Here is a 20,641-nt window from a genome sequence, read left to right as displayed (position 1 = left end):
TTGAATCCGAGTCAGAAAGCCTGTTCGCGGCTATGTCAATCGGCCAGATGCCGGCATGCGCCGAGGGTGTTGCGCTTGGACCGGCGAATGTAGCCCACGATGCGCAGAGCACCCCATCCGACGGCGAGCACGGCCATGCCCACCCACAAAGCGATGGTGCGCGCGTCATACAGATCGGTCGGGTCGGGTGCGGGATTCGGGATGCTCACCCGATGGCCGGAGACCAACAGACGATGCGTGTTCACGCCGTACGGCGTGCACGTCATCAGGGTGAGCCGGTCCTCGCCCGGCACGATGGTCAGCTGTGAATCGTCATCCGGCTCGATCACCGTGATGCGGTCCACCTCGTATCCGAGCGTCTCCCCCATCACCTCGACGTAGATGAAATCCCCCTCGACGAGTTCGTCGATGCGCGTGAACATCAGCGCCTCCACCAGGCCGCGATGCCCGGTGATCACGCTATGCGTCGACTCGCCGCCCACAGGCAGCGACGTGCCATACAAATGCCCTGCGCCACGCGCCAGCACGCTTTCGCTGGTGCCGTGATAGATCGGCAGTTCTATGGAGACTTTGGGCACGCGGATCGTCCCCATCACCCCATCGCCGGCGTCAAGCTGCGACTGGTAGTCCTCGTCGCGCGCGGCCACGGAATCATCCTCATCGGAGGCCTGCGAGCCACCCGCCAGCGAGCTGAAGGGATCGCCCGCCTCGCCCAGAACCGACTGTCCGCGCTCGGCCAGACGCGCGTTGTAGTCGCGCGCGGCGGCCAGCGTCTCCTCGGCTTGGGGATACGGCCATCCCGCCACCTGCTGGGACGCCTGCGCCGACGCGGCGGCCAGCTCACGCGACGAATACCATTGCAATGCGAGCGGATATCCCGTCACGACGACGGCCGCGACCAGCAGCGTGGCGATGATGGCGCGCATCACCGCCACCTGCCGTCGCAGTCGCCGCCGTCGCGCCACGATATCGGCGACGTCCAAAGCCTCTTCGAAGGTCATACCATCGACTCGTGGACGGAACGCAGCCGGGAGATTTCCTGCTCCAACTCATGGATGTGCAGCGACTGCTGGTAGATGATCAGGTCTCGCAGGTCGACTTTTTTGCCGTTCGAATTCGGCAGGGTGACGCGGGAGATATCGTACGGCGACACGCTCTCGTCGAGGCCTGGGTAGGTCGGTCCCGTGTCGTTGCTGATTCTGAGCTGCGCCTCTTCGACGAGGTCCGGGGATTGCTTCCAGCGGGCGAAGCATCGTTCGATGCGTTTGGCACCCACCAGCGACGGGTCGAGGCCGACCTTACGGAAGATGGCCGTCGGTGATTCTCCGGATAGATACGCGCGCAGACAGTCGACTTTGAAATCGTGGGTGTAGCTGATGCGGGAGTGGGTGACATGGCGGACCACCGGCAGCATGCCGAGGTACGCCATCTCCTCTGAAGTGAACATGCGGCGGTTGCGAGACACGACACATCCTTTCTGTTTGCCGCCTACGCATGTGCGGGATGAACGTGCACCATTCATCCCGCACATGTCGAGTTCGGATCGTCCGTCAGACGAGCAGAGCCTTCTTGGTGCTACGCATCTTGGCATACACCGTGAATGCCGCGCCCACCAGCAGCAGGCCGATCACGGAGAACAGAGCGATCCCCGCGCCACCGGTCAACGGCAGTTCGGTGATGTTCTTCACGTTGTCCACAGTCACAGTCGCGGCGTTGCCGCCGGAGACCAATCCCCAAGTATCGGAACCGACGCCGTCAGCGTCAATCGCATAGGTAGCGGAGGCGGTGGCCGACGAGGTATGGGGGTTCGTCACTGTAGCCTGGAGCGTGAAGTTGAAACTTACACCGGGGTTGAAGTATCCCGATGCCGGGGCAAGCTCAGTGATGGTGTACTTCTGTGAGGTCGTATCGCCAATATTGTCAGCCAACGCCAGGAAAGTGATCTCGCCATTAGTATCAGTGGTGAACACGCCGTTCTCCGTACCAGTAGCAGTGGCGGCCGGCGCATCGACTTCACTCCAACCGGAGCTAGGTTCGTAGGCAAGCACCTTACCTTCGGTACCATTCACCTTCTTGATAGTGAACTTCACGCCTGACAGCGGAGCCTGGGTGGTCTTGTCGCGCTTGACCAGCTTGTAGTCGAAGTTGAACACCTTCTCCGGATCGCCCGGAATCGTATCGGACTTAGTGTTATCGGACGGATCGTTCGGATACTTGATGCCAGGCGCGTTGGCCGCGCCAGCTGTACCAGTAGAGCCGGTCACCTTGGCGGAGTACTTGACGATGACCTGCTTACCAGCAAGAGCATCTTTATCGAACTTCGAATCATCTGCGACAGTCTGCCCTGTGAACGCTTGCGTCCTGATATAGGTGCTCATGTCAATGGTGAAGCTCTTCGAATTGGCAGCAAAGCCAGTGACGGTGTAGTCCAAGTCGGACGACAGCACATCCCAATCGTCATTGTCGTCTTCAGGCAGGTTGTCCTCATCCGCGTCGGCGGTCTTCGCAACGTACACCTTCAGAGTGCCCGCCACGTATTCCAACGGCGCATCGTCACCGAACTTATCGGACACGGTGAATTCGTAGCCATTCACGTAATGGCCGATGTAGTTCGGGATGTTGGTGTTGATCGTGTAGTTGGCGTTCTCACCAGCTGCCACGGTCTGATCCGTCACGACCTTCTTCACGGGAAGGATCTGATTCTTCACCGCTATCTCACCTATGGCATAGACCTTCTCTGTGCCAGTTCCAGCGTTGAGGGTAAGCGGGGTGCCCACAAGAATCGGCAACGACTTTGAGGAGGAATCATCCACGGCGTTCTGGTCAAGAATCAGCCACAGACCGGGAGTGTCGAAAGTGATGGTCTTCTTCAAGCCATCGCTGTTCGCAACATCATTCAGCGTGACATTTTGCAGACTATTAGTCAGCGTGGAATCATCACGCAGCGCATCAGCGAACGTACGGGTAGAACCATCACCATTGAAGGGGAAGGTGTCCGACTGATCCAACGTGGCACTATCCAACTGCTGGGCAGCGGCCAGCGGATCAGTCGCGGTCGCAGGAACCTCGTAGCCAGCGGCCTTGAGCGCCTTGGTCACGGCAGTCTTCACCGGGTCTGCCTCAGTGACTAAGGTCAGAGACTGATCCGGTGACGTGCCATACACATCATAGGACGCAATCTTCACCGCTTTGTAGGTATGGCTCGTAAACTGCTGGGCATCTTCAGCGTTCAACGTAACCGTACGATTCGCGGTGTTGGAAGGATCATCATCCGGTCCAACAATTACAGCATTAGCGGTGGTCGCGCCGACTGCGAGGCCGGCGAGCATCGTTGCTGCGGCGGCGATGCTCGCGAATAGTTTCCTCATCTTCATGGGAATCTCTCTTCCTGTTATTGTTTTCCTTTACGGACAGCGTGGAGGATTTCACACTCGAGTTCGAGCCAGGCTCGGTGCGGAACAAACATCGTTCGAGCGCCGAGCGCCTCTGCATATCCGAAATCTTCTGTTATGGGGATTGTGTGGCGTCACACAATCGTGTTGGACAAACCGTTGCGACGACGCCACTCGCGATAAGCCAGCCACGCCAGCACCGAAATGCCGATTAGACTCAAACCCAAAGCCAACCACTGACGGGCGGTTGTCCCACCCGTGAGAGGCAGAGACAAACCCGAATGCCCGAAGGAGTTCGTGAACGTGGCGCTGGGCGTCACATGGTCGGCATCTTCGCTGCCGTACCCCCATGTGGAGGTGTTCACGGTCAAGCCGCTTGCGGAACCGTTATCCGCGGTGTCGCGCGTCATCGTCACATCGGCTTTCAAAGCGTTGCCGCTTGTTACGAGTCGTGACACCGTCACGGAGAGCGTGTAGATGGCCTTCGAATAGGTCATCCCCTCGATCGCATTATCGGCCGATGGCGTGATCTCGCTGATTGTGTAGGTGAAGGTCAACGAATCGGTGCTCCATGCCACACCGGACGGGGAGAACATCCGCAATGTGTAGGTGAGATCGCCGAGCGACACGGTGTTCGTGTTGCCCGATTCCGGTTTCGACACTGTCACCGTGCAGCTCCCGGCCTGCGAGTCGCACACCACACCATCACCCACAGGCAGGGGCACCTCGACTTTCGAGTGAGGACTCTCCCCCGCCTCCAGTTTGAACGTGAACGTCGCGCCTTCCGGCCAGTCGTCACCGGCAACGGTCTTCACCGCCTCAAGCGGCACCGATACGTTCTGATTGTTCGGCCAGTTCCTTATCTGAATGGCAGTAGTACCGGAGAATAGATTGTCCAGATCAAGATCGACGAGATCCTGCTTGAGGTCACTCGAAACGTTGTCGCTATAGTTCTGCGTGATCCTCAGGTTCGACCAGCCAACGTCGACCATCAGCGACACATCCTCGAACGAGGCCCCCGGTCTACCCGCCTCAACGCCGGTTAATCCATACTGCAGCACCGCACCGCCCGAACCATAGGTCAGATTATGCGACTGAACGGGATCGGAATCACTCCAAGTGTACCGCCAACCCAGAGACTGGTCGTACGTGGGCTCCGGGCCCGTCTGCAATGTGGCTGTGATGTCCCGCAACGTGTTGTCGAACTTGTCATCGGACGCGAACTCCGCCAGAGTGCGCACCAACGAGCCCACGCCCTTCCATACGCGCACGTCATCATCGCTCTTGCCGGCGTCAGCGTAGACACCGTCCGATGTCACCACCACCTTGGTGACTTGACTGGTCACCTTGTAACCGTATAGTTCGGACGCACTTGCCGCACCCGTCTCTACAAGGTAATACACGCCCTCCTTGAGCACCTTGTCGCCCGTGGGGAACATCGCGGCGCTATGCATTAGCATCTTGCCGGTGTCGATGCCCGCGTCGCTGGTGAGCAACTCCGGCTCGGTAATCGCCTGATCGTAATAGTCGTCAGGTTCAATCGGCTTATTCTTCTCGACATCGAACTGATCCGCGGAGTACAGCGTGAACTTTACCGTCAGTTTCTCGTCGATGTCGGTCAACGGATTCCACTTCTCATCCGTCTTCTGCACCAACAGCCGGTTCTTGATGTTCGGCACTTTCAGGTTCACGGAAAACTGACGCTGCCACGTCGTGTTCGCGTCTTTGCCCGCGATGTACAGACGGGTGGTGTTGTCGCCGGTCGCATTCTTCAGAGAACTCGCCTTCGTATGATAGTACGCCACCGTGTATTTGAGGTTCTTATAGGCGTCCATATTGTTCGTCGAAGGAGCGCCGTACTTGGATTCGATCAGGTTGAAGTACGTGCTGATGTCGCCCGGAAGTTCATCGATAGTGGCTTGAAGTCCGCCCTTCACCTGCATGACGAAGCGATGTGCGGATTCGGGATGCTGGGCTGCCACTTCGGCAATCTGCTTAATGGTATCCGCATCATAGTACGTGTAGCCGTTCAGAGAATCGCCCACCACGACCTTCCAATTGCCCTGCTCGGACAGATCCGACGGCTCGGTCGGTTCATCACCCTGATACATCAGCACCACGGCGAACAGGCTACCGGAGTACGGGTCGATTGACGCTCCCGCTTCATTAGGATTCTCGGGGTTCTTCAGCGCATGGATTTCATTTGGTGCTTGAATCAGCACGCCCGCGCTTGCGTACGCGCCCGTCTCCCACATGCTCTCCGTATTCGAGGTAACATAGCCGCTGAACTGTTGTGTGTCGCCGTTCGTAGGCTGATGATAGTCCAGTTTCACGTCTCCGGATATTCGGTATCCTTCGGGAGCTTTGACCTCATGCAACACATAATGCTCGTAACCGCCGTTCTGGCCCGGACCGCGGGCGTATATCTCATCGAAGGAGATGGGTTCACCACTTTGGGGATTGGTGAGCACCAGCTGGCCCGCGCTATCGGTGGTGCCTTCGGCGACCAGAGACTTGTCCCCGTAACTGTAATCTTTATCCGCACCGTACAGCTGGAAAACCACGCCGGCGACAGGATTGCCGGACTGGTCGACCTTGACGATCGAGCTCTCCGGGATGTTCACCAGGTTGAAGCTCAGTCGCAGGTTGGACGCCTGGTTGCCGCGTTCCAGATAGAACATCTTGATGGTGTGGTTGCCATCATTCGCGAAGATATTGGTGGTGCCGTCGGCCGACTTTATCCAGTCGACGGTCCCCTCCTTGCCGGCCGCCTTAAACGCCTCATAGATGGTGGTGCTGTATGCGATTTCGGCCAGAGAGCCGTCCTCGTTCATGCTACCGAACGTGATCTTGCCGGTCGCGAAGTTAATCTTCGTGCCGACCGGGTCGTGGATGCCGCCCAGATCGGCCACCAGCACGTCGTCGATGTAGATCCACACGTCGTCGTCACCGGCGAAGTTGTATTCCATATCGTGCTCTTGGCCGTCGTAGCCGGTCACCTTGCCGTTGTTCTGCGTGGTGAAGCGCGTGGACATCGTCAGGCCAAAATAATGGTTCAGCGTGAGCTGCTGGCCCGCTTGAATGCCGTTCGGTTTCAGCGTGCTGTCTTTATCCAGCTCGTTGGCGTCGAACACCTCCTCCGCGGTGTTGAACGGGAAGAACTGCGTGCCGCTGTTCGTCGACGACGTGGTGCCGCCGCCATTGACCGCACCGCTGTCATACAACGTGAATTTTCTGTTCATACTGTCGTAGGAGGCGAAGTTCTTGCTACTGTCGTAGTAGTAATAACCGTTGTCGTCAATCTGCAGCAGATTGCCCACCGCGGCATACGACTCCTTGCCGTCATGGCTCACTGTCGGATCGAATAGATACTGCAACGACTCGGTGAAATCGTCATGGGTGGAACCATCGTACTTCTGTTTGAACATGTTGGGATGCTCGTCGGTATTGCCTGCAAGCTTCGGATAACCGCTCTCGTCCAACGTGTTCTGCACGATGCCGGTACGACGAAGATCCTTCTCACCTCCGGAACTGCTTCGAGCGCCCGTCCAGAAGTTCGCCTCACCACGGTCCTGAATGTTGCAGCTCGCAGCATCGGCACATTTCGCATAGTCGGCGGGATTCGAGTGGGACAGGAACTTCAGTGCATGACCCTTGTTGATCAAGGTCTCATAGCTGTTGCCCTCATTGAGCGGATTGGTCGAATTCACCCAGTAATCGAACAGATTGATTGTGGTATTGCTCGGGGTCACACCTGCGACGGTATGCTCGGAGAAGTCGACCGTGCCCTCCGAATTCGTATCAGCCTGCCCGTCGATGGAGTCGGACTCATCAGATTCATCCGTGCCATCATCACCAGAAACGGCAGTGGCGTCGTCACTGGTGCCGGCATCGGAGGAATCGTTCTCGGTGCTGTCACCGTCAGTCGTGGAGGTGCCGGACTGATCGGTGTCGTCAGTCTGTTCCGGCGACCCGATGATGGTCTGCGTCTGCGCGTCACCACCATCTCCGTCGGGATTATCCAAGGCCACCGCAACGCTTGAACAAAGCGACATGGCGACTACGGCGGCTGCCAGTGCCGTCAAGGCTCGATTACGGAAGCCCCCCCCCCGTGACTGACTCCGTCGTTGACCGTGCTTCATCACGATCCTCCCACCACTTGCTTGCCTTTAGATACGAATACCCCCTACTCTACCCGTTGGCAGCCCACTTGTATCACCCTAAATAATGTATAAAACCCCCGAATTACCATTTCAACCATAATAAAACCTGAGTTTTCCCCGATTACACGCGCCCCCGCCTGTCGGGTGTTTTTCTCAGAAGGGGTTCAACCCCGTACTCCGACCATACCCACCGACTCGTCAGATACCCTCAATCCACAGAATCGCCCCATCGCGGCCGACAGACGGCGCTGCGATGCGATCAGGCGAAGACGTCGAGCACGCCGGGGTCGCCACCGGCGGCGGCGATGCGCGCATGACGCTTCTTGGCTTCGGTGACCACGAATTCGCGGTACATCTCCGCGATATCCGGATCCAATCCCGCATCGACGGCGATGCGGTGCAGACGTTCGATCTGATAATCCTCGCGCTTCATATCCTCGGGGGCGAACCCGGCCTGCGCCTTGAGCACACCCACACGCGACGTGGCCTTGAAACGCTCCGCCAGCAGCGAGATGATCGCGGAATCCACATTATCGATGGTCTGTCGCAACGCGGTGATCGCCGCCACGGCCGTCGCGGTTTCGGGATGCTCCACCGCCTGCGTCTCGTCGATGGTGGAGTTCTGCCAGTCGCTGCTCGTTTCGCTCATGCCCACCAGCCTACTACCAGCCCGTCCCGCGATAACGCATCCCCGTCATGCCGAGCGCAGTCGAGGCATCCCCCACACGCCATCGCACCGCACACTGCAACACGCGACATGCGGAACATCACAGCGTTCGGACCGAGTCCCTACGCACCGTGGGACATTCCACCAAGGTCCTCAACTGGTCGGCTCCTTCTTCGGATGGAATCTCATCCATGGCGAGCAACCGACGCACGCCCAGCACGCCCAGTTCGTAATGCGGCAATCCAACCGTGGTCAACGCGGGATGCAGATGGGCGGAAATCACCTCTTGGTTATCGAACCCGACCACCGACACGTCATCGGGAATCGATACGCCGCGCTCCTTCAAACCGTCGTACAATCCCATCGCCACACGGTCGTTATGGCAGAACACCGCTTCGACACCGCTTTTCACCACCGTCCGCGCGGCTGCATATCCGCCGTCCTGGTCAGGACGCACCGGTACCACCAACGCCTCATCGAACGCGACGCCCCATTCGTCCAGAGCCCGGCGATACCCCTTCAAACGGTCAGTCCGAGCCGGAGAGGGCGAAACGGTGTTCAGGAACATCACACGGCGGTGCCCTGCTTTCAGCAACTCGGAGGTGGCCGCGTAGCCTCCCTGCTCTTCATCGGGAACCACAACCGCATGGCTGTTGTCATCGTCGAAACAATTGACCAGCACCGTGGGTATCCCCTCCAGTCCTTTGGGGAACGCGACCGAGCGATGGTACCACGTCGAATAAATCACCCCCTGCACCTGATGTTCACGCAGCAACGCCAGCGCGGACTCCTCCAGCGCGGTCTCCCCATTGGTGTTGACCACCAATAGCAGCTTGCCATGCGCCCACGCCTCCTCCTGCGCGCCTGCGATCATCTGACCGGCGAACGGGGTGGTCGCCACACCATCCGCGACGAAACCAATCAAGGATGAGGCACCCTGCGCCAACCCCTTGGCCAGCGCGTTAGGACGATACCCCAGGCGATCGGCCACCTTACGCACTTTGACGCGAGTCGCTTCGGGAATACGGACCTTCTTATTGTCATTGATCGCCCACGACGCCGTGGCGATGGACACGCCCGCCGCCTGTGCGACGTCACTCAAAGTCACCTTACCCATTATCCCAACAATACTCCCCCCACACCGTGGTCCCCGAGCGAAGTTCGCCCGAGGACCACGAATAACACCCCCGCTACTTGACCCGCTTGATACCGATCACGGAAAGGGCAGCGACCACAGCGATGGCTATGGCGACCGGGAACACGGGGTTGTACGAGCCGGTCACCGTCACCAACGTGGAGGTGATACCCGAGCCGATGGCTTGACCCGCACAGCTGGCCACGTTCAGGAAACCGAGATCCTTGCCGGCGTTCTTCTTATCCGGGAGCACATCCACATTCAGCGCCTGGTCCACCGCCATGTACATGCCATAGCCGAATCCCGCAATGCCGGCGAACAGATACATGCCCAACGTGTTGGGGATCAGCCAAGGCATTGCGATGCCGATAGCATAGAGTCCGCAGGCGAAAATCACCGGAGGCTTGCGGCGGCCGATAAGGTCCGAGATCGGACCTGAGGTGACCGAGGCGACGAACGCCACCACCATCGTGATGATGGACATCGTGGAGATCACACCGGCGGCCTGCGTTTTGCTTTGGCCCAGATGGTTCTGCAGGATGTACAGCTGATAGGAGGCTATCATCTGATAGGCCACAATCAGGCAGGTGCGGCAGACGAAGGCCTTCCAGAAATCGCCCGCGCCCTTGATCGGCGGGGTGAACGCGCGGACGATAATCTTCCACAGACTCTCCTGCTGTTGCGGCTTGGGGTCGAGGTCGTTGCGGGGTTCGCGCGGCATCAGCAGGAAAGCCATGGCTCCGGCGAAGATGTACATGGCACCGGCGCACACGAAGCCGATGTGGGTCTGCGAGATGAACAGCGAGGCGAGGAAGGTGCCCATGGCCTGGCCCACGGTGATGCCTCCGCCATACGCGGCGGAGATCGTGCCGCGGTTCTTCTCAGGGACGCGGTCGGAGAGCGTGGCCACGATGGGTGCGGTCATCATATTCTGGCCGACGTTGGCGAAGCAGTAGGCCAACAGCACTCCGGTGCCCGTGGTGGGCACGCCGATGGCATAGAACGAGACCGCCGCGATGACGGCGCCGGCGAGATACCAAGGGGTGCGGCGGCCCAGACGGCTGCGCGTGCGGTCCGACATGGCGCCCACGAACACGTTGACGAATAGGGAGATCATGGCGCCCGCACCGTTGATCACGCCGAGCAGCGCATCGGGATTGTCGATGCCGATATCCTTGAGTCGCTGCGGCATGAGCACCGCGGCGATCATATAGAAACCCATGTTCTGCAGGATCGCGTAGATCCCGAATCCAGAGAGGAAACGATAACCGCTGACGCCGAGCTTGGTCTTACCTGTTGGTTGATTGTCTGTCGTTGACATATGCATTCCTTACGATCATATCGTCGCCCACGGCGCGGGCCCGTCACCTAGGCCACGCGCCGCGACGACTTGCGCACCATCATGGCTTATCGAGTGCGCGCTTCCAGCGAGACGATGGCGGCAGCTCCATCGCTCACGAAATATCCCACACGTCCGTCGAGTTTGTCGTACATACGTGTGCTGAGGGAGACCTGACCATCAAGGACGACCACGGCAATGGAGTCCTCCATGATGATTTCCAACGTGTGTTCGCCGGCTGGCAGGTCACAGGGACGCTCCAATTCCACATAGAACGGCACGTCGCCGGAAATTTGCCACTGCTCGCCGCCAGTGGTCTTGCGCGGCCAGCGGTCGAACACCATGCGGGAGCGGTGCGGTTCCAGACGGATCGCATACGACGAATCGCCGTCCTCGGAGGATCGCAGCAACAGTCCGCACTCATGCGTGCCCGGCGCGATGTCGAGCGTGGCCTTGATGTAGGTGGACTCATGCGGGGCATCCTGGTTGGAGACGCTGCACACATAGCTGTCGGGAGCGCTCAACGACGCTTCGGGGATGTCCAGCTCCACGGGATTGACGAAGTCGCCCACCAACGCTTCGGGGAAGCGGAAGCCGAGGGTGCCGTCCTCGTTCTGCACGGCTTCGAGCGTGGACATGGTGCCGGCCCATTGCCATTCGCCGTCGTCGACCTCGCCCTTCTTGGTGGAGATCCAACCGGTGAAATAGCGCTTGCCATTGAGGAAGGCGCTTTTGGCGGCATAGAAGGCGCGACCGTCGATGGTGTCCTTGTCGGGAGCGATCCAGGGGCCTTCCAAGCTCTTGGCCATGCGATATTTGGTGGTGAACGCGTCGGTGAACTCGGAGTAGACGAAGTACCACCAATCGCCCCACTGGAACACCTCGGGGCATTCCATCGCCACGAAACGATTCGGGGCCCAGAACGGATCGGTGGGAGTCCAGTGGTACAGGTCCTCGGAGACGTACTGCATGGTCACACCGCGGCGACGGTCGGCGCCATGGTCCGCCCGCGCGGCGAAGAGCATGCGCCAGATGCCCTTCTCCTCATCGCGGAACACGAAGGGGTCACGCCAATCGTAAGCCTCATAGCCTTCGCAGGGACCGAACGACAGTTCGTCGTGGCGATCCCAGGTGCGCATGCCGTCGTCGCTGGTGGCGTGCATGACCAGCTGGATGGAGCGGCCGGATTCATCGGTGGTTTTGGGATTGTTGCCTGTGTAGAAGAGGTGGTGGCGGCCGTCGGCGTCCTTGAGCACGCTGCCGGTGTAGCAGTTGAAGTCCTTGGCATCCTCGCCGCCCGAAGCGAGAGCCACGCCATGATCCTCATAGTGGGCGTAATCCTTGGTGGTCACCAACGCCCACGGCATGCCGGGCTTCGGCTCGGTGCGCTCGTCAAGTAGGAAGAACAGGTATGCGGTACCGTTCTCCACAAAGGGGATGGCGTCGCCGACGTAAGCGTTCTTGGGACGGTAGAAAACAGGGGTGTTCATTATGCCTCCTTGCATGGCAGACGTTCTGCCCGTTTTGCTTAAACGCTTAAACATTTAAGCGTTTAAGCACTGAGTATAGGGAGGATTCGAATGGCTGTCAACACAGCGACACGCCGAGGAATCCCACGAGAAGAGACACTCCAGCCTCATCGGCTCCGAGGCGGTATATACGAAACGGACACCTCATGAAAGAATTACGTCCCGGCTCTGTAGGTCGGAGCGAGATACGCATTCTATTCGTCTTCGACCCCAAACGACAGGCAATCATGCTGGTCGGCGGCGACAAACAACGCAGATGGAACAAATGGTACAAAACAGCCATCGAGCAGGCTGAGGCACGTTATCTGGCATGGCTTGAAGAACAATACAGCAAGGAGAATTGACATGACCTACACCATCGAGGATTTTGCTCGAGACCACAACACCGACCCCACTAAAGTAGAGGCCGCAAAAGCACGGATGCTCGAAGAGATGCGCATATACGAACTCAAGGAGGCTCGCAAAGCGCAGGCGCTGACGCAGAAGCAGCTCGCAAAGCAGATGGGCGTGAGCCAGAAGCGCGTCAGCATCATCGAATCCGGTGATGTGGATCACGTTATGGTCAGCACACTGAAGAAGTATCTCAACGGCATCGGCGGTTCACTGAGCATCACCGCCAAACTTCCCAGCGGCGAAACCCTAGAATTGGCGTGATGTGTGTTGCGCTGCCGGAATGCCCTCCGACAACGCAACACACATGACCATATGCCGCATCCTCACCGCGCCGGCCACACCCATGCATCCTCATCGCGCCGAGCGCATACCATACCCTCGTCATGCCGAGCGTATTCGAGGCATCTCCCATACAAGCAGTTGGCACTTGACGCTTCCAGTTGGCATCCGACCTGAACGCATACGGAAACGGCCGGTTGAGAAAACCCCGTGTTTCCAAGGTTTTCCCAACCGGCCGTAATAGCGGTCTCCTTCAGACAGTGCCAACTGGAGGCCTCAGGTGCCAACTCGGTGCCCCACCGGGCTAATCAGGGCTCGTTCACACCCTGACCAATAGTCCGAGAGCACCGTTTGTCAATCAGTTGCCGTTGACGGCGCCGCCGCCTTGCTGCTGCACGATGGCGGCGAGGAAGTCGCGGTTGCTGGCGGTCTTCTTCAGGCGCGGAACCAGAGTCTGGTAGGCCTGTTCCGGCTCCATGCCGCCCATCAGGCGACGAAGACGGTAGACGACCGGCAGCTCGTCCGGCGCGGTGATGAGCTCCTCGCGGCGGGTGCCGGAGGCGTTGATATCGATGGCCGGGAACAGGCGCTTGTCGGCCAGTTCGCGGCTCAGACGCAGCTCCATATTGCCGGTGCCCTTGAACTCCTCGAAGATCACCTCGTCCATCTTCGAGCCGGTCTCCACCAGCGCGGACGAGATGATGGTCAGCGAGCCGCCGTTTTCGATGTTGCGGGCCGCGCCGAAGAACTTCTTCGGCGGATACAGCGCCTGCGCGTCCACACCGCCGGACAGGATGCGTCCGGAGGCGGGCGCGGCGATGTTGTAGGCGCGGGCCAGACGGGTCATCGAGTCGAGCAGCACCACCACGTCCTGGCCAAGCTCCACCAGTCGCTTCGCGCGCTCGATGGCGAGTTCGGCGACCGTGGTGTGGTCGGAGGCGGGGCGGTCGAAGGTCGAGGAGATGACCTCTCCTGCCACGGTGCGCTCCATGTCGGTGACCTCTTCGGGGCGTTCGTCCACCAGCACCACCATCAGATGCACTTCGGGGTTGTTGGCGGTGATCGCGTTGGCGATGTTCTGCAGGGTGATCGTCTTGCCGGCCTTCGGCGGGGAGACGATCAGGCCGCGCTGGCCCTTGCCGATCGGCGAGACGATGTCCATGATGCGGCCGGTGAGCTTGTTGGCCGTGGTCTCCTGCTTGAGGCGCTCCTGCGGGTAGAGCGGGGTGAGCTTGGCGAACTGCGGACGGTTCGCCGCCTCCTCGACGCTCATGCCGTTGATCGAGTCGATGGCCTGCAGCGGCACGAACTTCTGGCGCTGGTTGCGACGGTCGCCCTCACGCGGGGCGCGGATCGTGCCGTGCACGGCGTCGCCCTTGCGCAAACCGTACTTCTTGACCTGACCCATGGAGACGTACACGTCGTTGGGGCCGGGCAGGTATCCGGAGGTGCGCACGAAGGCGTAGGAGTCGAGCACGTCGACGATGCCGGCCACGGGAACCATGTCCTCGGCCGGTTCCTCGCGACGACGGTCCTCGCGCGCCACGCGCTCCTCACCGCGCTGGTCCTCCATGTCGCGGTCACGGCCGCGCAGACGGCGTCCACGACGATCGTTGCCACGGTCGGCGTTGCGGTCGTTACGATCGGCACGCTCTCCACGCTCGACGCGATCGCCACGCTCTCCGCGTTCGGCATGGTCGTCGGCGTTGCGGTCGCGACGGGCGCGGCGCGGACGCTCGACCTCGTCGCGGCCCTCATGCTTCTGCGTGGGCAGGGTGGCGAGGATGTCGTCGAGATCGCGCACTCCCTCTTCGGGTTCGGGAGCGAGGGCGGGTTCGGGGCGACGGCGACGGCGCACATTGGCCACGATCACCTCGTCGCCGTTCTCGTCAAGCTGCGGGGCGCGGTCGCGCTTCTTGGCGTCGCGGGCGGTACGCGGCTCGTCCTGGGCGATGGGCGCGTCGATGCCCAGCTCGTCAAACAGGTTGGCGGCTTCGGCCGGCACGTCCTGATGGGTTTCCTTGGCGCGATTGGCGGTGCGGTTGGTACGGCTGGTACGACGGGCGCCGTTGTCCCGCGCCGGCTTCTTCGGCCGGTCGTCGGTGTCCGGCTTCGTCTCTTGGTCGGCGGACTTCGAAGCCTGTGGGGCGGCCGGTTCAGAGACCGGTGCGGCGACCGTCTCAACGGCCGACGCGGCGGCCTGCGGAGCGGTCTTGGGCGCGCGCACGGTCACGCCGGCCGGCGCCTCGCCTCCGGAGCGGGCGGCCTGCAGGGTGGCAAGCAGATCGGGCTTGCGCATGGTGGAAGTGCCACGAAGACCCATCTGCTTGGCGAGCTCCTTGAGCTCGGAGAGCTTCATATCTTCAAGATTCTGGCTTGTTGCCACTGGTAGTGCCTTTCCTTGGCCCAATCGGCACGGCCGAGCAGGGCTCATAAGAATGATTTGCGGATAATCCGCTATCGAACGTCCGCGGCGATTCCGTAGCTCGCGAACTGCATCCAACCTTACAACGCCCGCGAGACCAACGCAAAACGCCCGGCGACTCCCGCCATTCGTCGCCTTCCCAAGCGAGGCGCAAGGATTCCACCTTGCCGTCAGCCAACGCGAAGGCCGACCCTCCTCAAGAGGATCGGCCTTCATGACGCGATGCGATGCGCCCCACTCACCGCCCGAGCGCCAGGCCCGGCGGCGGGAACGCTACTTCTGCTCGTGGTAGGACTTGTCGGTGTTCACGCTCCACACGTTGCGCTTCGAGGTTTTGCCGGATTTGATGTTGCCGACGGCCTCGATGGCGGTGGCCATGGAATGGTCCATGTTGTTGTAGCGGTGCTGGCCGTTGCGGCCCACGCAGTAGAGGTTGCCGAAGCCGTCGAGGTATTCGACGAGTTCGGACATGCGGTCGTAGGTGTCGAAATAGGCGGGGTACGCCTTCTTGACGCGTTCGCGGTGGGAGTCGAGCACGTCCTGCGGGCCGTTGATCACGCGCATGCGGGTGAGCTCGGAGACGGCGAACTTGACGACGTCCTCCTCGCTCATGGACCAGAAGGAGTCGCCCTCCTCGCAGAAGTATTCGAGGCCGACCCACACGGTGTCGTCCACATCCGCCACCAGATACGGGCTCCAGTTGTTGAAGATCTGCAGGCGGCCCAGCTTGTAGCCGGGATCCTGCACGTAGATCCAGCAGTCGGGCACGATCGGCGGATTGCCGAGGGTGGGGGTGTCGGTGGTGTTCTTCAGGCGCAGATGCTTGACGAGCAGACCGACGGTGACGAAGTCGCGGTAGGGCAGGCCGTTGGCAACCTCCACCATGTCGGCGGGCGCGGGCTTGGCGTGCTCCTCGCCATTGGCCGCGGGCGCGGCGATGGCGTTGACCAGATCCTTCACCGGCATCGAGGAGATGAACTGGTCGGCGGCGAGCTCGGTGCGGTTGCCTTCGGAATCCTCGTACACCACGGCGGCGATGGCGCCGTCCACCTGCTTGAGCTCCACCACCTTGGCGTCGGTGAGCACCGTGACGCCGGCGGCGGCGCAGTTCTCCTCGACGGTCTCCCACAGCTGGCCGGGGCCGTACTTGGGATACCAGAACTCTTCGATCAGCGAGGTCTCGACCTCGGAATTGTCGCGCTTCTTGGGGCTCAGCTTGGCGAAGGCGTTCTTCAGCACGCCCATGATGCTCAGTCCCTTGACGCGCTGCGCGCCCCAGTCGGCGGAGATCTGCGAGGGATGGCGTCCCCACAGCTTCTCGGTGTAGCCCTCGAAGAACATGGAGTAGAGCTTGCGGCCGAAGCGGTTGATGTAGAAGTTCTCCAGATTGTCCTCGGGCAGCTTGTGCACCATGGAGGCGAGATAGGAGAAGCCCGCCTGCATGGTCAGTTTGAAGCCCATCGCGCGGAAGGTGTTGGCGCTCAGCGAGATCGGATAGTCGAAGAATCGGCGGTTCCAGAAGATGCGGGAGACGCGGTGGCGCTTGAGCATCACCTTGTCTTCGACCTCGGGATCGGGGCCGCCCGGTTCCATATCGTGTTCGCGGCCGAGCTTGCGGTCGTCGTATGATGGCGCGCCCTGCAGGGGAAGCGTGTCCTTCCACCACTGCATGATGCGCTCGTCCTTCGAGAAGAAGCGATGTCCGCCGATGTCCATGCGGTTGCCGTTATGGCGCACGGTGCGCGAGATGCCGCCGAACTCTCGGGTCTCCTCAAGCACGGTCACGTCATACGATTCGGCGCCGCCGTCCTTGATCAGTTCCCAGGCGGCGGTCAGACCGGCGGGGCCGCCGCCGATGATCACCACAGATTGCTTTTCGGTCACGATGTCTCCTTGCTCATCAAAATCAGGGACAGTCTACCCGACCCCGTGGCAAACGCACGCTCCTCATGTGCGAATGCACACAGAATCATTCCCAGCATAGCCCGCAAAAGCCCGTCATTTCGCCTGTTATCGTTCACACTGCCCCTCAAACGAGGTGGATGAGGGGCGGACAGCGCGAAGGCCGCTTGATCAGTGGATGTCGTCGGGGATGTCGATATCGGTTTTCTGCACTTCCTCGACGTTCACATCCTTGAAGGTCACGATGCGCACGGATTTGACGAAACGGCTGGAACGGTAGACGTCCCACACCCACGCGTCGGTCAGCTGCACGTCGAAATAGACGTCCTGACCCGCGGAACGCACGTTGAAATCCACTTTGTTCGCCAGATAGAACCGACGTTCGGTCTCCACCACGTAGGTGAACAGTTTGATGACGTCGCGGTACTCCCGGTACAGGGCGAGTTCGGCGTCGGTTTCGTAATTGTCGAGATCCTCAGCGCTCATAGCTGTTCGTTCACTTACCTTCCGTGTCGCGTTTGCGGCCACGCCCCAGCGTGCGCCACCACGCGTCCTTCGATGTCTTGCGTTCGGACTGCCCGTAAGGCCAGTTGCTTTCCGATTCCGACTCGCCCGGTGCGCCGGCGTTGGTCCGGTGCGGCATGACGTCGGATTCGCCGGCCACCGGTTCGGCCTCGTTCATATGATCCTCGCGTCGCGACTCGCCCACAGGCGTTTCGCCGAATCGTTCGGATTCGCCCACGGCGGTTTCGCCATCGCCCAAATCGACCGTCTGCTGAATGGCGAGGGAATGCTCGCGCGCGCTCAAGGCCTCCTTGACGCCGGGATTGTCCTCGAACACATGCATGCCGAAGGCATCGAGGGAGCGGATCGGATCGTATTCGTCGACCAACGTGTCCATCACGATCAGATCCTGATACTTGTTGTTCTCCGTATCCCACAGGGCGTCACGCGAGACGCCGGAAGGCACGAAGCCCAACGAACGGTAGACGGAGTTCGATCGGGAGTTCTTTTCGGGCACGCCCACCCAGATGCGGTGCATGCCCAGGCCGACGGGCTGCGGCGCGAATCCGAAGGTCATCACACGGGGCATCGCGTCTCGCGAGTAGCCACGGCCGCGGTAGTCGCGTCCAAGAATCACCTGGATGCGCGCGGAACGCGACCACGCGTCCACGTCGATCAGAAAGATCATGCCGATCACATTGTCGGTCGCGGGGGCATCGGTTTCGCCGTCGTCGTCATGGTCGGCGTCGGTGAGGATGGCCCAGGCCACGGTGCGGCGGGATTCGGGATCGCCCACGCCGGATTCGACCGGCTGCTGCCCGTTCATCCAAGCCACGGAACGTCGAACCCACGCGTGCACCAGCGCGCGCTCGGCGGCCGCGTCCTTGCCGGTGATCTTGGACGCGCCATAGAAGGCATCCAGCTCGTCGAGCCTGAGCAGGTCCTCCACGGTGGCGGGCCTCAGATGCACCATCTCGCCACGAATCGGCGGAATGACGATGCGTGCAGGCAGCTCGCGGGACGACTCCCCTGTTTTCTGAGCGGTGTTCTCGATCATGGTTCCTAACATTTCCTCATGATTGGTCAACAATCAATGCCGAACATATCTTACTCGGCTGTATGAACGCTGGAAGAAGCTCGGACGTGATATGCCCCACACCTCCCCAGCCGCACGGCGTGTTCCATTCTCCGTTTCGTCGCCTCCCGAGGGGGGGCGGCTCTCTTTCCGACTCGTCATCCTAAGCGGAGGGCGTGGCCCGGAGTCGAAGGATCTCTTGGAAACACCGGTTGGGGATTCTTCGACTCCGCTACGCTCCGCTCAGAATGACGAGGGAACAAGGTGTCCCGCCCGACAAGACGAAGGGCCTCTCCGCGCATAGCACGGAGAGGCCCTCATAGCCGGGAGAAAGGCTACTTGATCTTGCCCATCACGACCTTGGTGACGGCCTTCGCATCGGCCTGGCCGCGCGTGGCCTTCATCACCGCGCCGATGATCACGCCCATCGGCTTCATGTTGCCGCTCTTGAGCTTCTCGGCGACGTCCGGGTTGGCGGCGAGCGCCTCGTCCACGGCCTTGTCGATCAGGCCGTCGTCGGAGACGATCTTATAGCCGTGCTTCTCGACGACCTCGGCGGGCGTGCCCTCGCCGGCGAGCACGCCGACGACGGTCTGCTTGGCGAGCTTGTCGTTGAGCTTGCCCTCGGCGATGAGCTTCTCGACCTCGGCCACGTCGGCCGCGGTGATCGGCAGCTCCTCCAGCGAGACGCCCTTGGCGTTGGCCTCGCGGCTGAGCTCGCCAAGCCACCACTTGCGCGCGCCAGCCGCGGTGGCACCGGCGGCGACGGTGGCCTCGATCAGATCGAGCGCGTCCGCGTTGAGCACGTCGCGCATCTGCAGGTCGCTCAGACCCCATTCTGCCTTGAGCCGGTTGCGGCGCTCGCGCGGCATCTCCGGCATCTCGGCCTCGATGCGGGCGATGTGCTCCTTGGTGATGTGCAGCATCACCAGATCGGGGTCGGGGAAGTAGCGGTAATCGTCGGCGTCGGACTTGACGCGGCCGCCGGCGGTGGACTGCGAGGACTCATCCCAATGGCGGGTCTCCTGCAGGATCTCACCGCCCTCGGAGAGAATCTGCGCCTGACGGCGGATCTCGTACTGCACGGTCTTCTCGATGGCACGGAACGAGTTCACGTTCTTCGTCTCGGAACGGGTGCCGAAGGGGTCGGAGGCCGAACGGCGCAGCGACACGTTCACATCGGCGCGCATATTGCCCTGCTCCATGCGGGCGTGGCTGATGTTCAGCGCGCGCACGATGTCGCGGATGGCGCGCATGTACGCGGCCGCGATCTCCGGCGCGCGTTCGCCCGCGCCCTCGATGGGCTTGGTGACGATCTCGATCAGCGGCACGCCGGCGCGGTTGTAGTCGACCAGCGAGTGGTCGGCGCCTTCGATGCGGCCGTCGGAACCGCCCACGTGGGTGTTCTTGCCGGCGTCGTCCTCGATGTGGGCGCGCTCGATCGGCACGCGGAAGACGGTGCCGTCCTCCAGCTCCACGTCCAGATAGCCGTTGCCGTTGGTGGGCTTGTCGTACTGCGAAATCTGGTAGTCGCGCGGCATATCCGGGTAGAAGTAGTTCTTGCGGGAGAACTGGCTCCATTCGGCGATCTCGCAGTGCAGGGCCAGGCCCAGCTTGATCGCGTAGTCCACGGCGGTGGCGTTCAGCACCGGCAGCGAACCGGGCAGGCCGAGCGAGACCGGGGTGAGCTGGCTGTTCGGCTCGCCGCCGAAGGCGACCTCCGCCGGGCAGAACAGCTTGGTGGTGGTGCTGAGCTCCACGTGGGTTTCCAGACCGAGGACCGGGTCGAACTGCTTGACGGCCTCGGAGTACTTCATCAGTTTGTCAGCCATGATGCT

The 20,641-nt window shown here is 61.0% G+C and carries 15 protein-coding genes; 2 read left to right on the top strand and 13 right to left on the bottom strand.

The window, feature by feature from the left end:
• Positions 1-35 precede the first annotated feature (35 nt).
• The 8 genes from BL8807_RS05670 to BL8807_RS05635 form a co-directional block, all read right to left on the bottom strand.
• The gene (locus tag BL8807_RS05670) at positions 36-1,001 is read right to left on the bottom strand and encodes a class C sortase (protein WP_072724660.1); all 966 of its coding nucleotides are present in this window, start codon (positions 999-1,001) and stop codon (positions 36-38) included.
• Positions 998-1,465 (bottom strand): HTH domain-containing protein, encoded by a 468-nt coding sequence (locus BL8807_RS05665; protein WP_143249031.1) that lies wholly within the window; start codon positions 1,463-1,465, stop codon positions 998-1,000. The genes BL8807_RS05670 and BL8807_RS05665 overlap by 4 nt, the downstream gene beginning before the upstream one ends.
• A gap of 85 nt (positions 1,466-1,550) precedes the next feature.
• On the bottom strand, positions 1,551-3,374 hold the full coding sequence (locus BL8807_RS05660) for an isopeptide-forming domain-containing fimbrial protein (RefSeq protein WP_072724654.1): 1,824 nt from the start codon (positions 3,372-3,374) through the stop codon (positions 1,551-1,553).
• A gap of 152 nt (positions 3,375-3,526) precedes the next feature.
• The gene (locus tag BL8807_RS05655; protein WP_193057459.1) at positions 3,527-7,417 is read right to left on the bottom strand and encodes a Spy0128 family protein; all 3,891 of its coding nucleotides are present in this window, start codon (positions 7,415-7,417) and stop codon (positions 3,527-3,529) included.
• A gap of 397 nt (positions 7,418-7,814) precedes the next feature.
• Positions 7,815-8,204: a chorismate mutase gene (locus BL8807_RS05650; protein WP_072724650.1), complete on the bottom strand. Its 390-nt coding sequence runs from the start codon at positions 8,202-8,204 to the stop codon at positions 7,815-7,817.
• 118 nt (positions 8,205-8,322) lie between these two features.
• Positions 8,323-9,330 carry a LacI family DNA-binding transcriptional regulator gene (locus BL8807_RS05645; RefSeq protein ID WP_235815981.1) on the bottom strand — a complete coding sequence of 336 codons (1,008 nt, stop codon included), beginning with the start codon at positions 9,328-9,330 and terminating at the stop codon, positions 8,323-8,325.
• Between the two features lie 82 nt (positions 9,331-9,412).
• Positions 9,413-10,678, bottom strand: a complete 1,266-nt coding sequence (locus BL8807_RS05640) for an MFS transporter (protein ID WP_072724646.1) — start codon at positions 10,676-10,678, stop codon at positions 9,413-9,415.
• A gap of 86 nt (positions 10,679-10,764) precedes the next feature.
• Complete coding sequence (locus BL8807_RS05635; protein ID WP_072724645.1) at positions 10,765-12,186, bottom strand: glycoside hydrolase family protein; 1,422 nt, start codon at positions 12,184-12,186, stop codon at positions 10,765-10,767.
• 167 nt (positions 12,187-12,353) lie between these two features.
• Between BL8807_RS05635 and BL8807_RS05630 the strand changes: the two genes are divergently transcribed.
• Together BL8807_RS05630 and BL8807_RS05625 are read left to right on the top strand one after the other, a co-directional pair.
• Positions 12,354-12,569, top strand: coding sequence for a type II toxin-antitoxin system RelE/ParE family toxin (locus tag BL8807_RS05630; protein WP_306345540.1), 216 nt, complete (start codon positions 12,354-12,356; stop codon positions 12,567-12,569).
• 1 nt (position 12,570) lies between these two features.
• On the top strand, positions 12,571-12,879 hold the full coding sequence (locus tag BL8807_RS05625) for a helix-turn-helix domain-containing protein (RefSeq protein ID WP_072724643.1): 309 nt from the start codon (positions 12,571-12,573) through the stop codon (positions 12,877-12,879).
• Between the two features lie 376 nt (positions 12,880-13,255).
• Here the strand turns inward: BL8807_RS05625 and rho are convergent, their stop codons facing one another.
• The 5 genes from rho to gatB form a co-directional block, all read right to left on the bottom strand.
• Positions 13,256-15,283 carry a transcription termination factor Rho gene (rho, locus tag BL8807_RS05620; RefSeq protein WP_072724641.1) on the bottom strand — a complete coding sequence of 676 codons (2,028 nt, stop codon included), beginning with the start codon at positions 15,281-15,283 and terminating at the stop codon, positions 13,256-13,258.
• 312 nt (positions 15,284-15,595) lie between these two features.
• Entirely contained in the window at positions 15,596-17,206 is a 1,611-nt protein-coding gene (locus tag BL8807_RS05615; RefSeq protein ID WP_072724639.1) for an NAD(P)/FAD-dependent oxidoreductase, read from the bottom strand.
• A gap of 189 nt (positions 17,207-17,395) precedes the next feature.
• Positions 17,396-17,710: a DUF2469 domain-containing protein gene (locus BL8807_RS05610; RefSeq protein ID WP_003828150.1), complete on the bottom strand. Its 315-nt coding sequence runs from the start codon at positions 17,708-17,710 to the stop codon at positions 17,396-17,398.
• Between the two features lie 10 nt (positions 17,711-17,720).
• Entirely contained in the window at positions 17,721-18,785 is a 1,065-nt protein-coding gene (locus tag BL8807_RS05605) for a GNAT family N-acetyltransferase (protein WP_072724637.1), read from the bottom strand.
• 353 nt (positions 18,786-19,138) lie between these two features.
• Positions 19,139-20,635, bottom strand: coding sequence for an Asp-tRNA(Asn)/Glu-tRNA(Gln) amidotransferase subunit GatB (gene gatB, locus BL8807_RS05600; RefSeq protein WP_072724635.1), 1,497 nt, complete (start codon positions 20,633-20,635; stop codon positions 19,139-19,141).
• Positions 20,636-20,641: the final 6 nt, after the last annotated feature.

This window comes from Bifidobacterium lemurum, from assembly GCF_014898175.1.
In the GTDB taxonomy this organism is placed as follows: Bacteria; Actinomycetota; Actinomycetes; order Actinomycetales; family Bifidobacteriaceae; genus Bifidobacterium; species Bifidobacterium lemurum.
Note: the sequence above shows the minus strand (reverse complement) of the source record. Positions and strands in the feature narration are given on the sequence as shown.